The following is a 20,902-nucleotide window of genomic DNA, read 5'->3' as shown; positions in this document are numbered from 1 at the left end:
ATGATGGCGATGATATTCTCAATGGTGGCAATGGTAATGATATCCTTAATGGCGGGGCTGGTAACGATACCTTAAATGGAGGAGACGGCTACGATATTCTTCATGGTGGTGCCGGTAACGATACTCTCAAAGGTGGTGACTGGCACAAAGACCGCTATGAATTTGAAGCAGGACACGGGCAGGATGTCATTTATGACCAAGGAAATACTAGTTACCAAAGTCATTTCAATGATGTTGTCTTTAAAGGTGCCAATCTGGCTGACGCTCAGTTTACCCGTTCCGGCAATGATCTGGTTATTTGCGCTTATGGTGAAGATGATTCTCTTACCCTGCCTGATTATTTCAACAATTCTTATAGCAGAGCATTTAACTTTATTTTTGACGATAAAGTATTGAATGTTGATGATATTGCAGCAATGTCCTTTACTTTGGGCGGCACATCAGGAGATGATGTACTGAGAGGCTGGAATTCTCACGATATTATTGCTGGAGGGCCAGGTAATGACAATCTCTTTGGAGGTGGTGGTATAGACAATCTCTTTGGAGGCGCTGGTAATGATAAGCTATACGGGGAAAATGGCAATGACTACTTAAGTGGTGGTGACGGCGATGATTATCTTGATGGCGGTAGTGGCTACGATATTCTGATTGGTGGTAGTGGTAATGATATCCTCAAAGGCGGTGACTGGGAGAAAGACCGCTATGAATTTGAAGCAGGTCATGGACAGGATGTGATCTATGATCAAGGAAACGCAGGCTATCAGAATCAGCGTAATGATATTGTTTTCAAGGGTGCCAATTTTACTGATGCCCTCTTCCATCGTTCTGGTAACAATTTAATTATTAAAGCTTATAGCAACTCAGATTCTGTAGCTTTGTCTGGCTATTTTAATAATAGTTACAGCCGTGCTTTCAATTTTATTTTTGAAGACCAAACTATTGGAGCGCAGGATATAAATAACAAAATTACAGTTACACTGAACGGTGATGATAATGATAATAAGATTACTGGTCATTGGGGCAATGATCTTATTAATGGAGGTAAAGGAAATGACATTTTATCTGGTGGAGATGGTAATGACATACTAAATGGTGATGATGGCAATGACGAACTTTATGGAAACTGGGGTAATGATACTCTGATTGGTGGCACCGGCAATGATTATATGGAAGGTGGTCAGGGTAATGATACCTATGTTTTTGCTAAAGGGCATGGGCAAGATACCATTCTTGATTATGATCCTTATTACAGTAACACAGTAGATACCATCCAGTTTACCGATGTTGATTTCGCCGAGGTAAAATTCCGCAGGAACAACAATGATTTAATCATTTATGGCTATAACGATAATGATTCTGTTACGGTGAGATTTTTCTTCTACGATGATTTCTATACAATAGAAAAATTTGTTTTTAAAGATAAAACCGTTACTCTGGCTCAGTTGCGTAAGGATGGTATGCAGCTATATGGTACCAGTGGCGACGACTCCATTTCCCTAACTAATGGCCGTGCTTTTGTTTATGGCGATGATGGTAACGACAAAATCATTACAGGAGGATACAATGACGTTCTGGATGGCGGTGCCGGCGATGATAAACTTTATGGAAACTGGGGTAATGATACTCTGATTGGTGGCACCGGCAATGATTATATGGAAGGTGGTCAGGGTAATGATACCTATATTTTTGCTAAAGGGCATGGGCAAGATACCATTCTTGATTATGATCCTTATTACAGTAACACAGTAGATACCATCCAGTTTACCGATGTTGATTTCGCCGAGGTAAAATTCCGCAGGAACAACGATGATTTAATCATTTATGGCTATAACGATAATGATTCTGTTACGGTGAGATTTTTCTTCTACGATGATTTCTATACAATAGAAAAATTTGTTTTTAAAGATAAAACCGTTACTCTGGCTCAGTTGCGTAAGGATGGTATGCAGCTATATGGTACCAGTGGCGACGACTCCATTTCCCTAACTAATGGCCGTGCTTTTGTTTATGGCGATGATGGTAACGACAAAATCATTACAGGAGGATACAATGACGTTCTGGATGGCGGTGCCGGCGATGATAAACTTTATGGAAACTGGGGTAATGATACTCTGATTGGTGGCACCGGCAATGATTATATGGAAGGTGGTCAGGGTAATGATACCTATGTTTTTGCTAAAGGGCATGGGCAAGATACCATTCTTGATTATGATCCTTATGACAGTAACACAGTAGATACCATCCAGTTTACCGATGTTGATTTCGCCGAGGTAAAATTCCGCAGGAACAACGATGATTTAATCATTTATGGCTATAACGATAATGATTCTGTTACGGTGAGATTTTTCTTCTACGATGATTTCTATACAATAGAAAAATTTGTTTTTAAAGATAAAACCGTTACTCTGGCTCAGTTGCGCAAGATTATCATTACATAATGTGAAGTCAATTTGTAACTTAGTAAATCAAATATTACTTCTACTTAAAAAGGAATCCATTTTGTGGATTCCTTTTTTTATGATTAATTAATACTGGATTCAATATATTTTACTGGCGTTATAAAGCTATTACTTGAAATTAAAACCAACAAAAGCATTGAAAGATATAAAAAACTGACTTTGTAATGATACAAAGTCAGTTTTAGAAACGTACACAGTTTTAATATCCGTGTTTCGATATCCGGTTTGTTACAGCTGCATACCAGTTAACTGAGCAGTATCCTGTGCAATCATCAGCTCTTCATTGGTTGGAATAACCATAACAGCAGCTTTACTGTCTTTGGTGCTAATCACACCCGGCGTGCCGAAGCAGGCTACTTTGTTGGCATCGTGGTCAATAATCATGCCAAATACATTCAGGTAATTCACAACTTTTTCACGTAGCATTGTAGAGTTTTCACCGATACCGCCGGTGAACACCAGCGCATCCAGACTACCACAGGCAACCATCATGCCACCTACATATTTAGCCAAACGGTAAGCGAATACCTCCAGAGCAAGTATTGCACCTTTATGCCCATTGGCGGCAGCCTCTTCCAGCGTACGGCAGTCGTTGGAAAGATCAGACAGCCCTAACAATCCGCTTTCTTTATTCAGCATTTCAGTAATCTGTTCAATGCTCATTTTGGCATTCGAAGCAAGGAAAGAGAAAATACTTGGATCGATGTCACCACAGCGCGTACCCATTACCAGACCTTCCAGAGGTGTCAGCCCCATACTGGTATCCTGTGAGCAGCCATTTTTAACAGCAGTGATGGATGCGCCATTACCCAAATGAGCAATAACCATGCTCATATCATTAATATCGCGCTGCAAAAATGCCGCGGTTTCCTGTGCTACAAAGCGATAGCTGGTGCCATGCGCACCATAGCGGCGTACGCCATAGCGGGTATACAAAGTTGACGGAATGGCATATTGATAAGCATGTGGAGGCATGGTTTGATGGAAAGCGGTATCAAACACGGCTACCTGTGGCAATTCAGGGAATGCCTGTTGTGCAGCTCGGATGCCCAGAATATGAGCTGGGTTATGCAGCGGTGCCAATACAATGCATGCCTCAATGTCACGCATTACTTCAGGTGTAATTACAGTAGACTGGGTAAAACGCTCACCACCATGTACTACGCGATGACCAATGGCTTTTACTCGATCATATAAACCCAGCTCTTTTAACTGCTCCAGTAAGGCCATTACGGCTGCAACATGATCATGACCGTCAGTTAAAGTATGTTTATGTTTTTCACCATTTATCTTAAAGGTAATGAAAGCATCAGTATTGCCTACTTTTTCAGCCAGACAGCTCATTAAAACTTCTTTTTTGGCTACATCCATTACTGCAGCCTTTACGGAAGAACTGCCACAATTAAGTACCAATACTAAATCTTGCTCACTCATGTTGTTGTCCTGTTTTTGCGATTACTTAGTCATAAAAAAGAATGGTTAATTCTTTTAATTAGCGGGCAAACAGCGTTCGTGCACCTGTAAAACGCTGGCTAAAATAGGGTTGATCCAGTCTGGCTGTACGAATCACACCATTACTGGAAGGAGCATGGATAAATTCACCATTACCGATATACAACCCTATATGTGAATAGATCTGTCCCGAGGTGTTGAAAAATACCAAATCCCCAACCTGCAAGTCACGCATGCGGATTGGGGTGGAAACAGCAGCTATATCACGTGCGGTACGAGGAAGGTTAACCTGTAATGCCTGCTGATAAACATATTGTACCATACCGCTGCAATCAAATCCGTTATCACGAGTACTGCCACCATAACGGTAAGGTCTGCCAATCAGACTCATACTTTGCAGCAGCAATTCCTGACTTCCCTGCTGATGACTAACTTTGGTAATCCTGATTGGAGTTAGATGGTATTGCTTATCTAACTGAACCCTCTTCTGATTACCCGTGCCACAAGCTGACAGAAATAAAACCAGCGCACCCAGAACAACACGTCGCTGCGCATTACATGTAACCATTTAATTATTTACCCTGTTGTGATTACCTGATTCATGCTCACTGTGTGAATATAACATGGGTTGGCAATTATTTCTCTAAGCACTAAGGTTAATCTTCCAATCCTTACATTACCTAACCTTGTCGTACAAATCCTACAAACCAGCAACAAAGCCAAATCGAGAGTCATTAAGTAGCTTTGATTATCTTGACAGCAGCTTTGAGCAAGAATAGAGTAGATACACTAATTTATAAAGAGCCAGCTGAATCAGGCACGATTTTAAATGGCTTGCAGCAGTAATTACAGGCTTGACACTTAAGTGGCACTATCAAAGTGTGCTGCTTATTGACATCAAAGACAGGAAGCAATATGCAGCAATTTGCACCACTGATTATCCGCAATCATCACCTGATACCGATTGTTCAGGGTGGTATGGGCGTAGGCGTGTCTGCGTCTAGTTTAGCCAGTGCAGTAGCTCGTGAAAATGGCGTGGGTACAATTGCCAGTGTAGACTTACGTCATCTGCATCCCGATTTACTGAAGCAATCTCTGGAAAACCCAACGCAGGAAAAATATGACACTTTAAACCGGATTGCCCTTGATCGTGAAATTAAATCTGCATTAGCACAGTCACAAGGGCATGGCATGATTGCAGTTAATGTGATGAAAGCAGTCAAAGATCATCCGGCCATGGTACGGCAAGCCTGTGAATCAGGAGCACATGCAATTGTAATGGGTGCAGGTTTGCCCTTGGACTTACCCGACATGACAGAAAATTTTCCTGATGTTGCCTTAATGCCAATTTTATCTGAATCGCGAGGGATAGCCATCGTACTGAAACGCTGGATGAAAAAAAACCGCCTGCCCGATGCAATTGTAATAGAACATCCTGCTCATGCAGCTGGCCATCTGGGGGCGGCCACCGTTGCCGGCGTGAATGATGAACGTTTTGAATTTAAACGTGTACTCACAGAAACTTTTGAGCTGTTTAAAAAACTTGATCTGGAACGGGAGAAAATTCCATTAATTGTGGCTGGCGGCATGGCCAACTTCCAGAAAATCACTACTGCCCTAAAGGAATGGGGTGCTGCCGCCGTGCAGATTGGTACAGCATTTGCAGTTACTCAGGAAGGTGATGCACATATTAATTTCAAAAAAACTCTGGCTGGTGCAGAGGGTGAACAAATTGTGGAATTTATGTCTGTTGCCGGTTTGCCAGCACGTGGGGTTAAAACTAAATTTCTTGACAGTTATCTGAAACGCGAAAGCATTTTACAAGCCAATGCCAAAGCTGACCCGCGTCGCTGCACTCAAGGGATTAATTGTTTATCAGTATGCGGCCTGCGTGACGGGCTGGAGAAAGTCGGCCAGTTCTGTATTGACCTGAAACTTGCTGCTGCATGGCGTGGCGAAACCGATAAAGGCTTATTCTTCCGTGGAAAAGATCCTCTGCCATTCGGTAGTGCTATGCGCACGGTAAAAGAAACCATTGACTACTTACTGACTGGAAACAAACAAGCGGAGCAGAAGTCTGCTTAAGCCCATTTTCAGTATGCCAAGCCACTTTAATGTGGCTTTTTATTATTTGTTACACTATTTTGTATCATTCAGGGTGCTAATAAACCGTATATTGCTTTACAAATAACCATTACCTACTGCCGTGATAATTTGATTGATGGTAGTATCATAGCATTTACAATTATTTGTATTTATCATCATGAACCCGAAACTGGAATTATTACAGCCCTATCCTTTCGCCCGCTTGCGTAAATTAATGGACGGTCTTGAACCACCGGCAAATCTGCAACCAATCTCATTACACATTGGTGAACCAAAACACCCCACACCAACCATACTCACTGATACCCTGATTCAGCATCTGAATGGGCTTGCTGTTTATCCGATTACAGCTGGTATTACCGAACTGCGTCAGGCCTGTGCCCAATGGTTGCAACACCGGTATGCAGGATTAAATGTCAATCCAGATACTGAAGTGCTACCCGTTTTAGGTAGTCGTGAAGCTCTGTTTGCGTTTACCCAGACCATTATTGATACCAGCCGCCAATTTCAGCCAGTAGTTATCAGTCCCAATCCGTTTTATCAAATTTATGAAGGCGCAGCAGTACTGGCTGGCGCATGCGTCGAATATGTTAATTGCCGGGCACCGCATTTTATGCCGCAGTGGCAGGAAATCGATAGCAATACATGGTCTAAAGTACAGCTGGTATTTGTATGTTCTCCGGGTAATCCAAGCGGTGCAGTAATGAATCTGGAGCAATGGCAGAAATTATTTACCTTGCAGGATGAATATGGATTTGTAATTGCATCGGATGAATGCTATTCAGAAATCTACTTTGATGATGACAACAAACCTTTAGGCGCATTACAGGCAGCTAAACAACTGGGGCGAACATTTGACCGCCTGATTATGTTTACCAGTTTATCCAAACGCTCCAATGCGCCCGGCTTACGCTCCGGCTTTGTCGCAGGTGATAGTAAACTTCTGGCCAATTTCCTGCTTTATCGTACCTATCATGGCAGTGCCATGAGCCTGCCAGTACAATATGCCAGTATTGCAGCCTGGAACGATGAAGAACATGTTATTGCCAATCGTAATCTTTATCGGGAAAAATTCGAGAAAGTTATTCCAATATTACAACGGAAATTTGCCATACAGAAACCAGATGCATCATTCTATCTGTGGTTATCAGTCCCCGATGGTGATGACTTAGCCTTTACTAAAAAGTTATGGCAAAAAGCAGCCATCCGAGTACTACCGGGACGATATCTTGCCCGCAACACCCCATACGGCAATGCCGGTGCCGGTTATGTCCGCATTGCGCTAGTATCCAGTGTTGAAGAATGCGTAGAAGCGGCCGAACGCATAATTAATTTAGCTTTATAACAGCGCTTTTTCATACAGTAAGGCAGGCTACAGAAAACCAGAATTATCTGTTAACTCCTCAGATAATTCTGGTTATAACTGATCCAAGATTCATTACAATTTATTCAATATTCTGCACCTGCTCGCGCATCTGCTCAATCAGCACTTTAAGACCAACAGAAGCCTGGGTGCATTCAATAGCAATGGCTTTGCTACCCAGAGTATTGGCTTCTCGGTTCAGCTCCTGCATCAGAAAATCCAGACGTTTGCCCACACTGCCACGGTGTTCCTCTATCAGACGTCGTGCCTCAGCAATATGAGTAGTTAAACGATTCAGCTCCTCATCAACATCCGCTTTCTGCATAAACAAAACAAATTCCTGTTTCAGCCGTTCTGCATCTACCTGTGCTACAGCTTCGCGCAAGCGGGTTTCAGCTTTGTTCATATAATCCTGTAATAGCTGAGGAAACAGCTGCTGCATCGCAGCCACAATATCACTCATATCATCGAGCCGGCTCAGCAGGTGCTGCTGGAGTTTTTCGCCCTCCCGCGCCCGGGCGGTCTTAAATTCGGTTAACACCTGCTTCAATAACGTCAACACGCCATTGAGCAGTACCTCTTCATCTTCCGTCGTGGCGACAATTACGCCGGGAAAATGCAGAATATCTGCAACCGTCAACTTACCCAAATCTTTATACTGACGACGTATCTGTTGATTAAATACCGCCAATTGCTTTACCAATTTATGATCAATAGGTAAATCCTCGGTATTTTGGCTGGGTAGTTGCTTAATTTGTACGCGGCACTCCAGTTTGCCCCTTGCTACTTGCGCATTGATTAATTCGCGCATCTGCCCCTCAAACCGGCGTAATTCTTCAACAACTTTAAACTGAATATCCAGATAGCGATGATTAACTGCCCTAAGCTCAATATTGATCTGGCGATTGCCAAACTGTCCTGAAGCATTTGCGTAGCCAGTCATACTGTATAACATAATATTTTCCTTAAATTGTTTTTTTACTGCCTGGTTACATTCAAACTGGCAATTAAATCAAGTATAACCAAAACCTCTTCATCTACAAAAGGCTTAATTGGTATGAATAGCAGTACACTAGCTATATAATTCTTTATTCATTACTTAATTAAAGCTGCCTGTATGAAAAACATACCTATACCTGATCGCACTGATCGTGCTGATAATGAACCACGTGAGCTTAGTATTACCCCTAACTTTCTGGCACATGCAGATGGTTCCGTACTGATTTGTTGTGGTCAGACTAAAGTAATTTGCACTGCCACCATCGACGAAAATGTTCCGGCTTTTCTCAAAAATCAAGGGCGTGGCTGGGTGACTGCAGAATACGGAATGCTGCCAGCTTCAGCCAACGGACGTATGCGCCGCGAAGCCGCAGCCGGAAAACAAACTGGTCGCACGCAGGAAATTCAGCGCCTGATAGGTCGTTCCTTACGCGCAGTTGTGGATATGGAAAAGCTGGGCAGTCGCCAGATACTGATTGATTGCGATGTCATTCAGGCTGATGGTGGTACACGTACAGCCAGCATCAGCGGAGCCTTTGTTGCCCTGTCACTGGCTGTTAACCAACTGCTTGCCCGTGGCGTAATCAGTGAAAATCCGATACGTGAAGCCGTGGCTGCTATTTCAGTTGGCATACTTAATAACAGACTGCTACTTGATCTCGATTATCCAGAAGATTCAGCCTGTGATGCCGATATCAACGTAGTCATGACTGCTTCACAGCAACTGATTGAAATTCAGGGTACTGCTGAAGGTGCTACATTCAGTATCCAGCAATTAAATGAATTAATCAGTCTGGCACAAAAAGGAATTGAGCAGATTCTTGCTGTTCAGCAACAAGCACTAGCGAGCAATTAATACATATAAATACAATTACCTATTGTTCTGAACTTCGAGATTATTGAAAACAAGCTACTTGAATCTGACAAAATACTAATTCAGCAGCTTGTTTTTGCATGATAAAAATGCTAAAAAGAATGTCCTGACAGGATAATTAAGCAGGCAGTGTTAACACAGTCTCTCCTTTTTTGACATTAAAATAACTCAGAAAGCAAGCAGTATTATGGCGTTGATCGTACAGAAATACGGCGGTACCTCAGTAGGAACGGTAGAGCGTATAAAAAATGTAGCACGTCGGGTAGCACAGGCAAAAGCCAACGGTGACGATGTTGTCGTAGTTGTATCTGCCATGAGTGGGGAAACCAACCGGCTGGTCGCACTGGCGCATGAAATTCAGGAAAAGCCCAGTCCTCGTGAAATGGATGTTGTATTATCAACCGGCGAACAGGTTACAATCGGCCTGCTGGCCATGGCACTGCATAGCATTGGCGTAGACGCCAAAAGTTATACCGGCTGGCAAGTAGCAATTAAAACCGATTGCGCCCATACCAAAGCACGGATTGATAAAATTGATGAAATACGTATCCGCACTGATCTGGATGCAGGCAAAGTAGTCATCATTGCCGGTTTTCAGGGCATCAATGCCAATAATGATATTACAACTCTCGGCCGAGGCGGTTCAGACACATCAGCTGTTGCTCTGGCAGCGGCACTGAAAGCCGATGAGTGCCAGATTTATACTGATGTAGATGGCGTTTATACTACTGATCCGCGTGTTGTACCTGAAGCGCGTCGCCTCAGCACCATTTCATTCGAAGAAATGCTCGAGCTGGCCAGCTTAGGCAGTAAGGTATTGCAAATCCGTTCGGTAGAGTTTGCCGGTAAATACAAAGTGCGACTGCGCGTTTTAAGCAGCCTTGAAAACAATGGTAAAGGCACATTAATTACGTTTGAAGAGGATCAAAATATGATGGAACATGCGGCAGTATCCGGTATTGCTTTTGATAAAAATCAGGCACGAATTAATGTACGTGGTGTACCGGATACACCGGGAATAGCATCTCTGATACTCGGTGCAGTAGCCGATGCCAATATTGAAGTAGACATGATCATTCAGAATTTCGGTTCAGCTGGTACCACTGATTTTTCTTTTACCGTACCACGTAGCGATTATCAAAATACATTGGATATTCTGCACAAAGCTCAGGAAAAAATCGGCGCACATGAAATTTGTGGCGATGACACCGTGTGTAAAGTATCTATAGTTGGCATGGGTATGCGTTCCCATGTAGGCATAGCTTCTACTATGTTCCGTACACTGGCTAAAGAAAATATCAATATCCAAATGATTTCAACTTCCGAAATCAAAGTTTCCGTATTAATTGATGAAAAATATTTGGAGCTGGCTACCCGAGTACTCCACCAAATATTCGAGCTGGATAAAGAACCAGAGAAAAGAAGCTAAGAATCCTTTTCTAATTCTTGTAAAGTTTAATACAGGTCGGCTGAGTCTCATCAGCCGACCTTTAATTATTGTACAATGGCAGCTATTTGCTTAATTAGTGCTGCATCCATGTCTCATACACCCAAACGCGAATACGAAAACAACAAGCTGATCAAACGACTCCGTCATCAGGTTGGTGCTGCGATTAACGACTTCCAGATGATTACCGAGGGCGACAAAATCATGGTTTGTCTCTCTGGCGGCAAAGATAGCTATGCATTACTGGATATTATGCTGAGGCTACAGAAATCCGCTCCGGTACAATTCGAAATTCTGGCCGTTAATCTTGATCAGAAACAACCCGGCTTTCCGGCTCATATATTGCCTGACTATCTGCATAGTCTGGGCGTACCTTTTCAAATCATCGAAGAAGATACCTATAGCGTAGTCAAACGTGTTATAGATGAAGGTAAAACCACCTGCGGCCTGTGCAGCCGCTTGCGCCGTGGCATCCTGTATCGCGTAGCCAAAGAAAATGGCTGCACCAAAATAGCTTTGGGTCACCATCGCGATGATATTCTGGAAACTCTGTTTCTGAATATGTTCTACGGAGGAAAGCTCAAAGCGATGCCGCCAAAACTGTTATCTGACAATGGTGAACACATCATTATCAGACCATTAGCCTATGTTAAGGAAAAAGACCTGATTCGCTATGCACAAATGCAGGAATTTCCAATTATTCCATGCAATTTGTGTGGTTCACAGCCCAACTTGCAACGACAAGTAATCAAGGACATGCTGCAACAATGGGATAAACAGTTTCCGGGGCGCATTGAATCCATGTTTTCAGCCCTGCAAAACGTTGTGCCCTCCCATTTGGCGGACTACAGATTATTTAACTTCACCAGCCTGCAACAAGGGCAAAAATTGCCACACGGTGGCGATATTGCCTTTGACCGCGAAAATTTTCCCTCCACAGCAACACTGGTACAGACCAGTGAAATCAAACAGCCTGTACAAACAGACAAACCCATTATTAACATCTTAGATTCCCGTCATTAAGCCAACCTATGAATGAAGCAAGAAAAAAATTAACGCCCGCAAAAGCCATGGTAGCCGCAATCAGTGGCTACGCAATGGATGGTTTTGACCTACTGATACTCGGCTTTATGCTCAGTGCCATCAGCAACGACCTTGGACTGAATACCTCACAGGCCGGTTCACTGGTAACATGGACCCTTATCGGTTCCGTTATCGGTGGCATCGTATTTGGCCACCTGAGCGACCGCTTCGGGCGGGTACGTATGTTATCGCTCACCATTCTTATGTTTGCCGTATTTACCGGCTTGTGTGCTATTGCACAGGGTTATTACGACCTGCTAATTTACCGTGCACTTGCTGGTATGGGATTGGGCGGTGAATTTGGCATCGGCATGGCCATGATTGCTGAAGTATGGCCTGCTGCAAAACGCAACCGTGCCTCGGCTTATGTCGGCATTGGCTGGCAATTAGGCGTACTTGCTGCTGCATTTATCACCCCATTTCTGCTCAATATTATCGGCTGGCGTGGCATGTTTCTCGTGGGATTATTTCCTGCTGTCGCATCTTATTTTATTCGTCATGATACCAGCGAACCAGAACAGTTTACCCGCGAACACAAAGCCAAAGGCGAACTGTCATTTACAGCACGATTGGGCTTACTGGTTAAAGACTGGCAAACAGCCAAAACCAGTCTGGGTATTTTTATCCTGTGCGCAGTACAAAACTTTGGTTACTATGGATTAATGATCTGGATGCCCAGCTATCTGGCCAGTAAACTGGGCTTTAGTCTTACCGCTTCCGGTAACTGGACAGCAGTCACCGTAATTGGCATGATTATCGGTATCTGGCTGTTCGGTTTTCTGGCCGACCACTTTGCCCGCTGGAAAATCTTCCTGATTTACCAGATTGGTTCCTTTATCATGGTGGCACAATATGCCCAGTTACAGAACCCTACCGCATTACTTATCTGTGGTGCCATTATGGGTCTATTTGTCAACGGCATGATTGGCGGCTATGGTGCACTGATATCTGATAACTTTCCACCACATGTCCGCGCCACAGCACAGAATGTACTATTCAATCTCGGTCGTGGAGTAGGCGGTTTCGGGCCACTGGTTATCGGTTTTTTTGTCAAAGAATGGTCATTCTATGCAGCCTTGTGTCTGCTGGCATCTATCTACCTGTTAGACATCATTGCAACCTTATGGCTACTACCCAGACATAACACCACCCCATCCAAAGATGACAACCTTGGCGTAATCGGCTAATTAATTAACTCATCAGTACAGAGTTACTATACCCTGTACTGATTATTACCATCAACACATCAGGCAAAACCATGACAACATTTACCAAAGTTATTTTATATACCGATAGCGATGGCTATGCCCGCTTCAAAGAAGAAAAAATCGAATTAAACCACGGCAATGAAAAAAGCCAATTATCACCGTGGTTAAATGCACAAAGTTTACAATTACGTCACAGCCCAGTTGGATTTACAAGCGATTTCCACTGCACCGACAAGCCACAATGGCTGTTTGTACTACAGGGAATCATGGAAATCGGCCTGCGAGATGGAAGCACCCGCCGTTTTGGCCCAGGTGAGCATTTTTATTCTGCTGATACCTTACCCGCCGGCACTACCTTTGATCCGCACATTCACGGACACTGTAGTCGCCTGATTGGCAACGATCCCCTGATTACCGCCTTTGTCCGCAACTAACCGAATTAACAAAATTTACAAAGGAAAATATACAATGTCAAAATCCATGTTGTTCAGCCTGCCCAATGCTGAAGGTGGCAACTTCAACATCGCCGAACACCTGCCAGCTGTGGTTTATTTTTATCCGAAAGACAATACTCCCGGTTGCACGACTGAGGCACAGGAGTTCAGTGCACTACTGCCACAATTTACCCAAATGGGTTATCACGTTATCGGCATTTCTCGAGATACAGAAAAAAGCCATCATAATTTCATCTGCAAATACGGACTCAACATTACCCTGTTGTCAGACTGTGAAGAAACAGTGTGCCACCAGTTTGACGTCCTCAAAGAAAAAAACATGTATGGCAAAAAAGTATTCGGTATTGAAAGAAGCACATTTATCCTGAATCAGGATGGCAATATTATCCATGAATGGCGCAAAGTTAAAGCCGCCGGACACGCCCAGACCGTTTTAGATACCCTGCAACAGCATGCCTAGCTATTCCTACCCTGCGCCCTGCTGTCCATTAATTCTAGATTTTAGCCAGCAGCAACAACTACAGGCAATCCACTGGCAAACAGCCACGTCGCCAACCTTACCCAGACTGACAGGATATTGGGCTCAACAGCTTGATGCCTATTTCTCTGGCAAGCTGCAAACATTTAACTATCCCCCCTCATCTGCTGGTACAGAATTCCAGCAACGAGTGTGGCAGGCAATTGCCAATATTCCCTACGGACAGGTAGCCACCTACGGCGATATTGCCCGCATACTGGGAAGTGCTGCCAGAGCAGTTGGACAGGCCTGTGGCAAAAATCCCCTGCCAATCATTATTCCCTGCCATCGAATAGTATCCGCCAATGGTCTGGGTGGTTTCAGTCTGAGTAATAATCCTTTCGAACTCAATATCAAACGCTGGCTACTTACCCATGAGGGAGCAACATGGTAAACGAACCATTACCAGCAGAACTACTCGAACCAATTGAATCACTGCTTGAGCACCTATGGCTAAGTGAACAACTGGCATTCAACACACTGGAGGGCTACCGGCGCGACCTGAGCAAAATTGCCCACCGTTTACAACTTCAGCAACTGAACTGGTTCAACGTAGATTCCTTATCACTGGCTGCTGCGGTATTTATCGATAGTGAAAAACCATCATCACAGGCACGAGCTCTATCCGCATGTAAACGTTTATTTAGCTGGATGCAGGAATACAACCGGCGTCAGGATTTACCTACCGAGCAGCTACAAATGCCCAAAAAAGGCCAGCATCTGCCCGATATCATTTCCGAAAGCCAAATAGATGCCCTTCTGGCTGCCCCAGACACCGATACACCACATGGTCTGCGCGATAAAGCCCTACTAGAACTAATATACGCTACCGGCTTACGCGTCAGCGAAGCGGTTAACTTACACATTAACGAAATTGATTTACATAATGGCGTACTTAGTACCATCGGTAAAGGAAACAAGCAGCGTATGGTACCAATGGGAGAAGAAGCCACAGACTGGCTACAAAATTACTTTACTCATGCCCGCCCTGCTTTACTTAAAGGCAGAGCGTGTGATGCAGTATTTGTCAGCCAGAAAAAAACCGCCATTACACGCCAGCTGGCATGGATGATCGTCACCAAATATGCCAGTGCAGCAGGTATTCATCATCTCAGCCCCCACGGTTTGCGCCATGCATTTGCCACCCATCTCGTTAACCATGGTGCTGATTTACGGGTAGTGCAGCTATTACTGGGACATGCCGATATAGGCACTACCCAGATCTATACCCATGTAGCCAACGAGCGTCTGAAACAACTAATACATCAGCATCATCCGCGCGGATAAACCATATCAAAACACAACGCACAATAAACAAACATATCACAATAATAATTAAGCGATCATCCTACTGAAACAAAATACATCCACAATAGGCGCTCATAGACATAATACCTTGACCTCAGTAATCACATAGCTAACAACCGCCATTCTGCAATAAAAGTTTACTTAGATTATATCTAGCTTAATAGATTCAATTATCAGCTTATCAACATCAACCTATTATTAATATTAAACAATTTAACAAAACAACAGCAACAACATACCAAAATTTCTCATCTAGTCATCCCAATTACAATATTCAGACTAAGCATAAAAACAAACGAAAGCAAAATATAAAAAAGCCAGTAATGCAAAGCATACTGGCCAAAAGTTATTTAAATCAAAAAATAATTTTATTTGATTATCAGTACAGACCTAAACGAGAACCAATATTAACTGAATTCTGCGGCGTAGGTTGCATAGTAAATTTTGGACTTCCTGTGTATTCATACTGAATTTTATAATCAATATTTATCGGTCCTTTCAGTTCTTTCATTTCATCCAGCGGTAACGCCGTCTGAGAACGCATACCTATCACTCGGCCTTTAGAATCAAAATAGAAATTATAGATAATTGGTATCGATTTATTCTTCATTTGTGCCATATAATAACCGAAAGGCGTATTCGCTGTTTCAACATCACCTGAATAGACTGATACCAAACCGTCAACAATATTTTGTAGAACTGCATAATCCTGCGGCTGATACTTACTATCCGAACCAGCCTTGGCAGCAGCCTGCTTCAAAGCCTGAGAAACACTTTGCAACATAGCAACATCATATTTCATACTCATTGCATAAGTTGAATTAATTCTAACCTGAGATTTTGCTTCCAGACTTTTGCCAAATTCGTCCACATCCACCTTGCTAAATGCGCTGGACTCAATAGCAGTATAACCATCATCAATAGCCTTAGGTAGACTCTTTAACAAGTCAGCAACAGGTAAATGCTGTACTCTGTCCTGCGGCAAAGCCAGTTGCACATATCGGTCACCTATTACCCACTGAGGATTATTTTCCCCATTCATCATATCTGATATATTAGTGAATGCAGAAGCATCCACATACATAGATAAATTATTAAAGTCTAAATAGAGAGGAAATTTATAAGAAATCAGTGCATTTTTGTTCTCATAACGAAATTCTGGAATAACTTCCACGAGACCCTTTTTAAAATCCACCGCACCTGTAACCGGAATCGACACTGATTTGCTAATCAGTCTCACCATCTTGTTAACAGATTCCATTTGCCGTTTTTCATAAACAGATAGTTCTTCTGCCAGTTTTTGCTCGTCTTGATCGTCACTTGATAAAAGCTCCGCGGAAGCACCACTTGCCTGCTGTACAATCACATCAGACACTTCAGAACCCTTATCCGCAGTATTTATACCTGCCTGATCTCCTAATTCCAATTTAAGAGTACTCGTAAAATTGAACTGATTATCCTCTTTCATCATGCGTTGCATACCAGCACGCACCATCTTATCAGGAGCTTCTTCTGTCTTATTCCCACATGCCGATACCAGTCCCGCAACAGTCAACGCCAAAATCAACTTTGTAATTTGCAATCGCATAACAACCCTTTTAAAATCAGATATATACTAAGATTAATTTAAATAAGTTAATAATTGTAAATGATTCTACAACAAATAACCAGCATATTGTGCATTTTATTTAATATCAACTGCGATTATTACAACACCATTTAAATAGTATTTAAATTTCAATGAAATAATTTTAGGTATTTTATACAATCGAAAATAACTCATTGTAAAAAGATTGTTATTTCCTCCACCAAAAGTGCTTATTAACAAGAGAAACCTGTAACTAACACAAACTTAAGCCTAATCTTAAAATTCAGATTATTACCAGTATGACATCATTCATAACAACCTAGAATCCCATTACAGAATTCAAACATTACCCTAAAATTTGCATTTCTAAAAAACTTAACCATATTATCAAACAAATAAAACCTCTTTTTGGCATATAAATCCATCAAAACTGATTAGCAACACCAAGCGCAAAACGTAGAAACCACATATCAGCACCAGTGTTTTACCTAATAATCATACTTTATTTACATATAAAAACTGCTACCCAGTAAGAGTTAAAGTACCCTCAAGATAACTTACCCGGATCTAATTCATTTGGAATCAAATAACTAACTATTGCACTTACCTCAACAGCTGATACAGCTTTGTTTTATCCGCCACAGACAACAAATTTTGCTCGGGAATTGCCTTATAAATAAATTGCAGCAGTATTTAAACAACCTTGCAAAATTAAAAGAAGCGGAACCGAAGAACCAAGCATATTTGCATCCAGTATTACCATTGTCTCAACATCAACAATAGATATTCATTAAGCATAAACATAAATAACAGCATCACAACAATAAAATATACTAAAATCAAAGCTAGGTAACATTTAACTACCCATATCTTCTACTTTACCTTATCATCATAATTTTTAAAAATAACAATATACTTATCTAATCAATTATTACATAACAACATTACAAATTACTGCAATCAATAAACATAAAATCTCTATCTTATCCATTAAACATATTAATCTAAATCAATGCATACTTGTATTTCATAAATATCAGTATCATTTATCTGCAAAAAAAATATTTCCAATTAACATTCATACTACTTATTCTTAGCTTAATCCAAATAAAATTTATACAGACAATAAATCACATACCTTATCATCTTCCTTTAAAGATAAAACGGTTAAAACAAACATTATCAAAGAACATTCAAACAAAATAAAAAATCAGGTAGAAAATAACCTACCTGATTTTCAAACGAACTACTTAAAACAGCCAGTACAATAAAATTTAAACAGATTGCAAATACTCACGCCAGCGTGCTACCTGCGCGCGTACCTGTGCAGGTGCTGTACCACCAACATGATTACGCGCATTAAGACTACCCTCAGGTGAAAGAACCTGATATACATCCTCATCTATCAAACTGGAAAAAGATTGCAGCACATCCAGCGATAACTCACTTAATTCCTGCTGCTGCTCTTCCGCCAGCCGTACTGCACGTGCAACCACCTCATGACTATCGCGAAACGGTAAGCCCTTTTTCACCAGATAATCAGCCAAATCAGTTGCTGTCGCAAAGCCCTGTAACACAGCAGCACGCATATTCTCAGGTTTCACACTAACACCTCGCATCATATCTGCATAAATACGTAAAGTATCCACCAGAGTATCTACCGTATCAAAAAGTGGCTCCTTGTCTTCCTGATTATCTTTATTGTAGGCCAGTGGTTGTGATTTCATCAAAGTAATCAATCCCATCAGATGCCCCACCACACGAGCACTTTTACCGCGTACCAACTCCGGCACATCTGGATTTTTCTTCTGCGGCATAATACTAGAACCCGTGCAGAAACGGTCAGCAATATCAATAAAACCGAAGCGCGGACTCATCCAGTAAATCAGCTCCTCACTCAAACGTGACAAATGCATCATCAGAATCGACGCAGCAGCAGTAAATTCAATAGCAAAATCACGATCAGATACCGCATCCAGAGAATTCTGGCAAATTTCTTCAAAACCAAGTAATTGCGCAGTAACTTCACGCTTAATCGGAAAAGTAGTACCAGCAAGTGCAGCAGCACCTAATGGCATCCGGTTAACCCGATGGCGACAATCAAGCATACGCTCACCATCACGCCCCAGCATTTCAACATACGCCAGCATATGGTGACCAAAACTCACAGGCTGAGCTACCTGCATATGTGTAAAACCCGGCATCACCACTTCTGCATTTTTATCAGCCAAATCAACCAGTGCAGACTGCAAATCCCTAATTAAAACCACAACACGATCAATTTCTTCACGCAGCCATAACCGAATATCAGTAGCCACCTGATCATTACGGCTGCGCCCCGTGTGTAAACGCTTACCAGCATCGCCCACCTTCTGGGTTAGCAAACGTTCCACATTCATATGCACATCTTCCAGATCAACTGACCATTCAACTTTGCCGGCAGCTATTTCCTGCAAAATTTCCTGCATACCAGCCTTAATTGCAGACAAATCCTCTACACTCAACACACCAGCCTGTTGCAGCATCTGTGCATGTGCCAGTGAACCTTGAATATCACATTGAGCCAGCCGCTGATCAAATGTAATCGATGCAGTATACTGCTTAACCAGCTCACTTACCGGCTCATGAAAACGGCCTGACCAGACTTTTTCATCCATACTACCTCTCCACTATACTAAGACCAAACAACATCCAAAGAAAATTGCCGACAGCGCATTACCTCCATCCGCATCATATCAACTTCATCGATAATACTACCGCAGTGCCCATACCAAAAAGATTGATTACAGAACGCCACGGGCGCGATCATCATGAAAGTGAGCTTGAAATTCACTGAATTTACCAGCCTCAATGGCCGAGCGCATTTCCGCAGTCAGTATCTGATAATAACGCAAATTATGGATAGTATTTAACTGAGCGCCCAGAATCTCACCTACACGCTGTAAATGATGCAGATAGGCACGGCTGAAATTACGGCAGGTATAGCAGTCGCAACTTTCATCCAATGGGCGCTGGTCATGGCGATACATCGCATTTCGGATTTTCACATCACCAAAACGCGTAAATAGCCAGCCATTACGTGCATTACGGGTTGGCATTACACAATCAAACATATCAATGCCATAAGCTACCCCATATACCAAATCCTCAGGTGTACCGACACCCATCAGATAATGTGGCTTATGTGCCGGAAGTTTAGGGCCAATAGCCCGTAAAATACGGTACATCTCCGGTTTCGGTTCACCAACAGACAAACCACCCACAGACAAGCCCGGAAAACCGATTTTCTCCAGACCAGCCAGTGATTGCTCACGCAAATCCTCATACATGCCCCCCTGAACAATACCAAATAAAGCGTTTGGATTATTCAGGCGTTCAAATTCATTTTTACTGCGCTCTGCCCAGCGCAAACTCATTTGTAAAGACTTCTCAGCCTCTCTCGCATCCACATTGCCATCTGGGCATTCATCCAGCTGCATCACAATATCTGAATTTAACACCGTTTGAATCTGCATGGAAATTTCAGGCGACAAAAACAGCTTATCTCCGTTAATCGGACTGCGGAAAGTACAGCCCTCTTCCGTTAATTTACGCATCTGTGCCAAAGAAAACACCTGAAAACCGCCGGAGTCAGTCAGCATCGGCCGGTTCCAGCCAATAAAATCGTGCAACCCGCCAAAATCTCGAATAACATCCAGCCCCGGCCGCAACCACAAATGGAAAGTATTACCCAGAATAATCTGTGCCTTGATTTCCTCCAGATTACGTGGCGACATGGCCTTTACTGAACCATATGTCCCAACCGGCATAAATACTGGTGTTTCCACCGTACCATGATTCAACTCCAGAGTACCACGACGCGCAAAACCATCAGTGCGCTGTAAAGTAAATTTCAGCATATAACCAATTTAATGACAACAATTATGACAGAACATCCCATTATAGCCGAAACCAACACATTTCGCCGCGTAAGCATTGCCAAGCAAAATTCAAATCGTTAAAATAAATTCCTTAACTGAAGCGGACGTTCACCAGCAACAGAC

The 20,902-nt window shown here is 42.5% G+C and carries 17 protein-coding genes; 11 read left to right on the top strand and 6 right to left on the bottom strand.

Translation table 11 applies throughout. The features are described 5' to 3' along the window. The coding region (locus MJ761_RS10045; RefSeq protein WP_275423026.1) for a calcium-binding protein at positions 1–2,438 on the top strand (2,438 nt) is incomplete at its 5' end. A gap of 249 nt (positions 2,439–2,687) precedes the next feature. On the opposite strand, the gene MJ761_RS10040 is transcribed toward MJ761_RS10045, so the two are convergent. Together MJ761_RS10040 and MJ761_RS10035 are read right to left on the bottom strand one after the other, a co-directional pair. Then, positions 2,688–3,893 (bottom strand): acetate kinase, encoded by a 1,206-nt coding sequence (locus MJ761_RS10040; RefSeq protein WP_093093520.1) that lies wholly within the window; start codon positions 3,891–3,893, stop codon positions 2,688–2,690. A 58-nt stretch (positions 3,894–3,951) separates the two neighbouring features. Beyond that, complete coding sequence (locus MJ761_RS10035) at positions 3,952–4,479, bottom strand: C40 family peptidase (protein ID WP_093093522.1); 528 nt, start codon at positions 4,477–4,479, stop codon at positions 3,952–3,954. 347 nt (positions 4,480–4,826) lie between these two features. Between MJ761_RS10035 and MJ761_RS10030 the strand changes: the two genes are divergently transcribed. Then, positions 4,827–5,996 carry an NAD(P)H-dependent flavin oxidoreductase gene (locus MJ761_RS10030; RefSeq protein WP_093093524.1) on the top strand — a complete coding sequence of 390 codons (1,170 nt, stop codon included), beginning with the start codon at positions 4,827–4,829 and terminating at the stop codon, positions 5,994–5,996. A gap of 178 nt (positions 5,997–6,174) precedes the next feature. Continuing rightward, positions 6,175–7,362, top strand: a complete 1,188-nt coding sequence (gene dapC, locus MJ761_RS10025) for a succinyldiaminopimelate transaminase (RefSeq protein WP_093093526.1) — start codon at positions 6,175–6,177, stop codon at positions 7,360–7,362. Positions 7,363–7,462: 100 nt separating this feature from the next. Here dapC and MJ761_RS10020 read toward each other — a convergent pair whose 3' ends face one another. Beyond that, positions 7,463–8,335, bottom strand: a complete 873-nt coding sequence (locus MJ761_RS10020) for a YicC/YloC family endoribonuclease (protein WP_037405851.1) — start codon at positions 8,333–8,335, stop codon at positions 7,463–7,465. Between the two features lie 162 nt (positions 8,336–8,497). On the opposite strand from MJ761_RS10020, the gene rph reads away from it, so the two are divergent. From rph to xerD, 8 genes are all read left to right on the top strand, one after another. Beyond that, a complete protein-coding gene (gene rph / locus MJ761_RS10015) occupies positions 8,498–9,235 on the top strand; it encodes a ribonuclease PH (protein WP_093093528.1) in 738 nt (245 codons plus the stop codon). A 205-nt stretch (positions 9,236–9,440) separates the two neighbouring features. After that, entirely contained in the window at positions 9,441–10,682 is a 1,242-nt protein-coding gene (locus MJ761_RS10010; RefSeq protein ID WP_093093530.1) for an aspartate kinase, read from the top strand. 108 nt (positions 10,683–10,790) lie between these two features. Next, positions 10,791–11,723: a tRNA 2-thiocytidine(32) synthetase TtcA gene (gene ttcA / locus MJ761_RS10005; protein WP_093093576.1), complete on the top strand. Its 933-nt coding sequence runs from the start codon at positions 10,791–10,793 to the stop codon at positions 11,721–11,723. An 8-nt stretch (positions 11,724–11,731) separates the two neighbouring features. Continuing rightward, entirely contained in the window at positions 11,732–12,970 is a 1,239-nt protein-coding gene (locus tag MJ761_RS10000) for an MFS transporter (protein WP_037405858.1), read from the top strand. A 71-nt stretch (positions 12,971–13,041) separates the two neighbouring features. Then, entirely contained in the window at positions 13,042–13,425 is a 384-nt protein-coding gene (locus tag MJ761_RS09995) for a cupin domain-containing protein (protein WP_093093533.1), read from the top strand. Positions 13,426–13,459: 34 nt separating this feature from the next. Continuing rightward, positions 13,460–13,906, top strand: a complete 447-nt coding sequence (locus tag MJ761_RS09990) for a peroxiredoxin (protein ID WP_093093535.1) — start codon at positions 13,460–13,462, stop codon at positions 13,904–13,906. Further along, complete coding sequence (locus MJ761_RS09985) at positions 13,899–14,357, top strand: methylated-DNA--[protein]-cysteine S-methyltransferase (protein WP_093093537.1); 459 nt, start codon at positions 13,899–13,901, stop codon at positions 14,355–14,357. Before MJ761_RS09990 ends, MJ761_RS09985 begins: the two co-directional genes overlap by 8 nt. Continuing rightward, on the top strand, positions 14,351–15,250 hold the full coding sequence (xerD, locus tag MJ761_RS09980; protein WP_093093539.1) for a site-specific tyrosine recombinase XerD: 900 nt from the start codon (positions 14,351–14,353) through the stop codon (positions 15,248–15,250). Before MJ761_RS09985 ends, xerD begins: the two co-directional genes overlap by 7 nt. A 400-nt stretch (positions 15,251–15,650) precedes the next feature. Here xerD and MJ761_RS09975 read toward each other — a convergent pair whose 3' ends face one another. The 3 genes from MJ761_RS09975 to tgt form a co-directional block, all read right to left on the bottom strand. Then, a complete protein-coding gene (locus MJ761_RS09975; RefSeq protein WP_093093541.1) occupies positions 15,651–16,859 on the bottom strand; it encodes a hypothetical protein in 1,209 nt (402 codons plus the stop codon). A gap of 1,274 nt (positions 16,860–18,133) precedes the next feature. After that, positions 18,134–19,516: an argininosuccinate lyase gene (argH, locus tag MJ761_RS09970; protein WP_093093544.1), complete on the bottom strand. Its 1,383-nt coding sequence runs from the start codon at positions 19,514–19,516 to the stop codon at positions 18,134–18,136. Between the two features lie 126 nt (positions 19,517–19,642). Continuing rightward, entirely contained in the window at positions 19,643–20,758 is a 1,116-nt protein-coding gene (gene tgt / locus MJ761_RS09965) for a tRNA guanosine(34) transglycosylase Tgt (RefSeq protein ID WP_093093546.1), read from the bottom strand. Positions 20,759–20,902: the final 144 nt, after the last annotated feature.

It is taken from the genome of Snodgrassella communis, from assembly GCF_914768045.1.
In the GTDB taxonomy this organism is placed as follows: Bacteria; Pseudomonadota; Gammaproteobacteria; order Burkholderiales; family Neisseriaceae; genus Snodgrassella; species Snodgrassella communis.
Note: the sequence above shows the minus strand (reverse complement) of the source record. Positions and strands in the feature narration are given on the sequence as shown.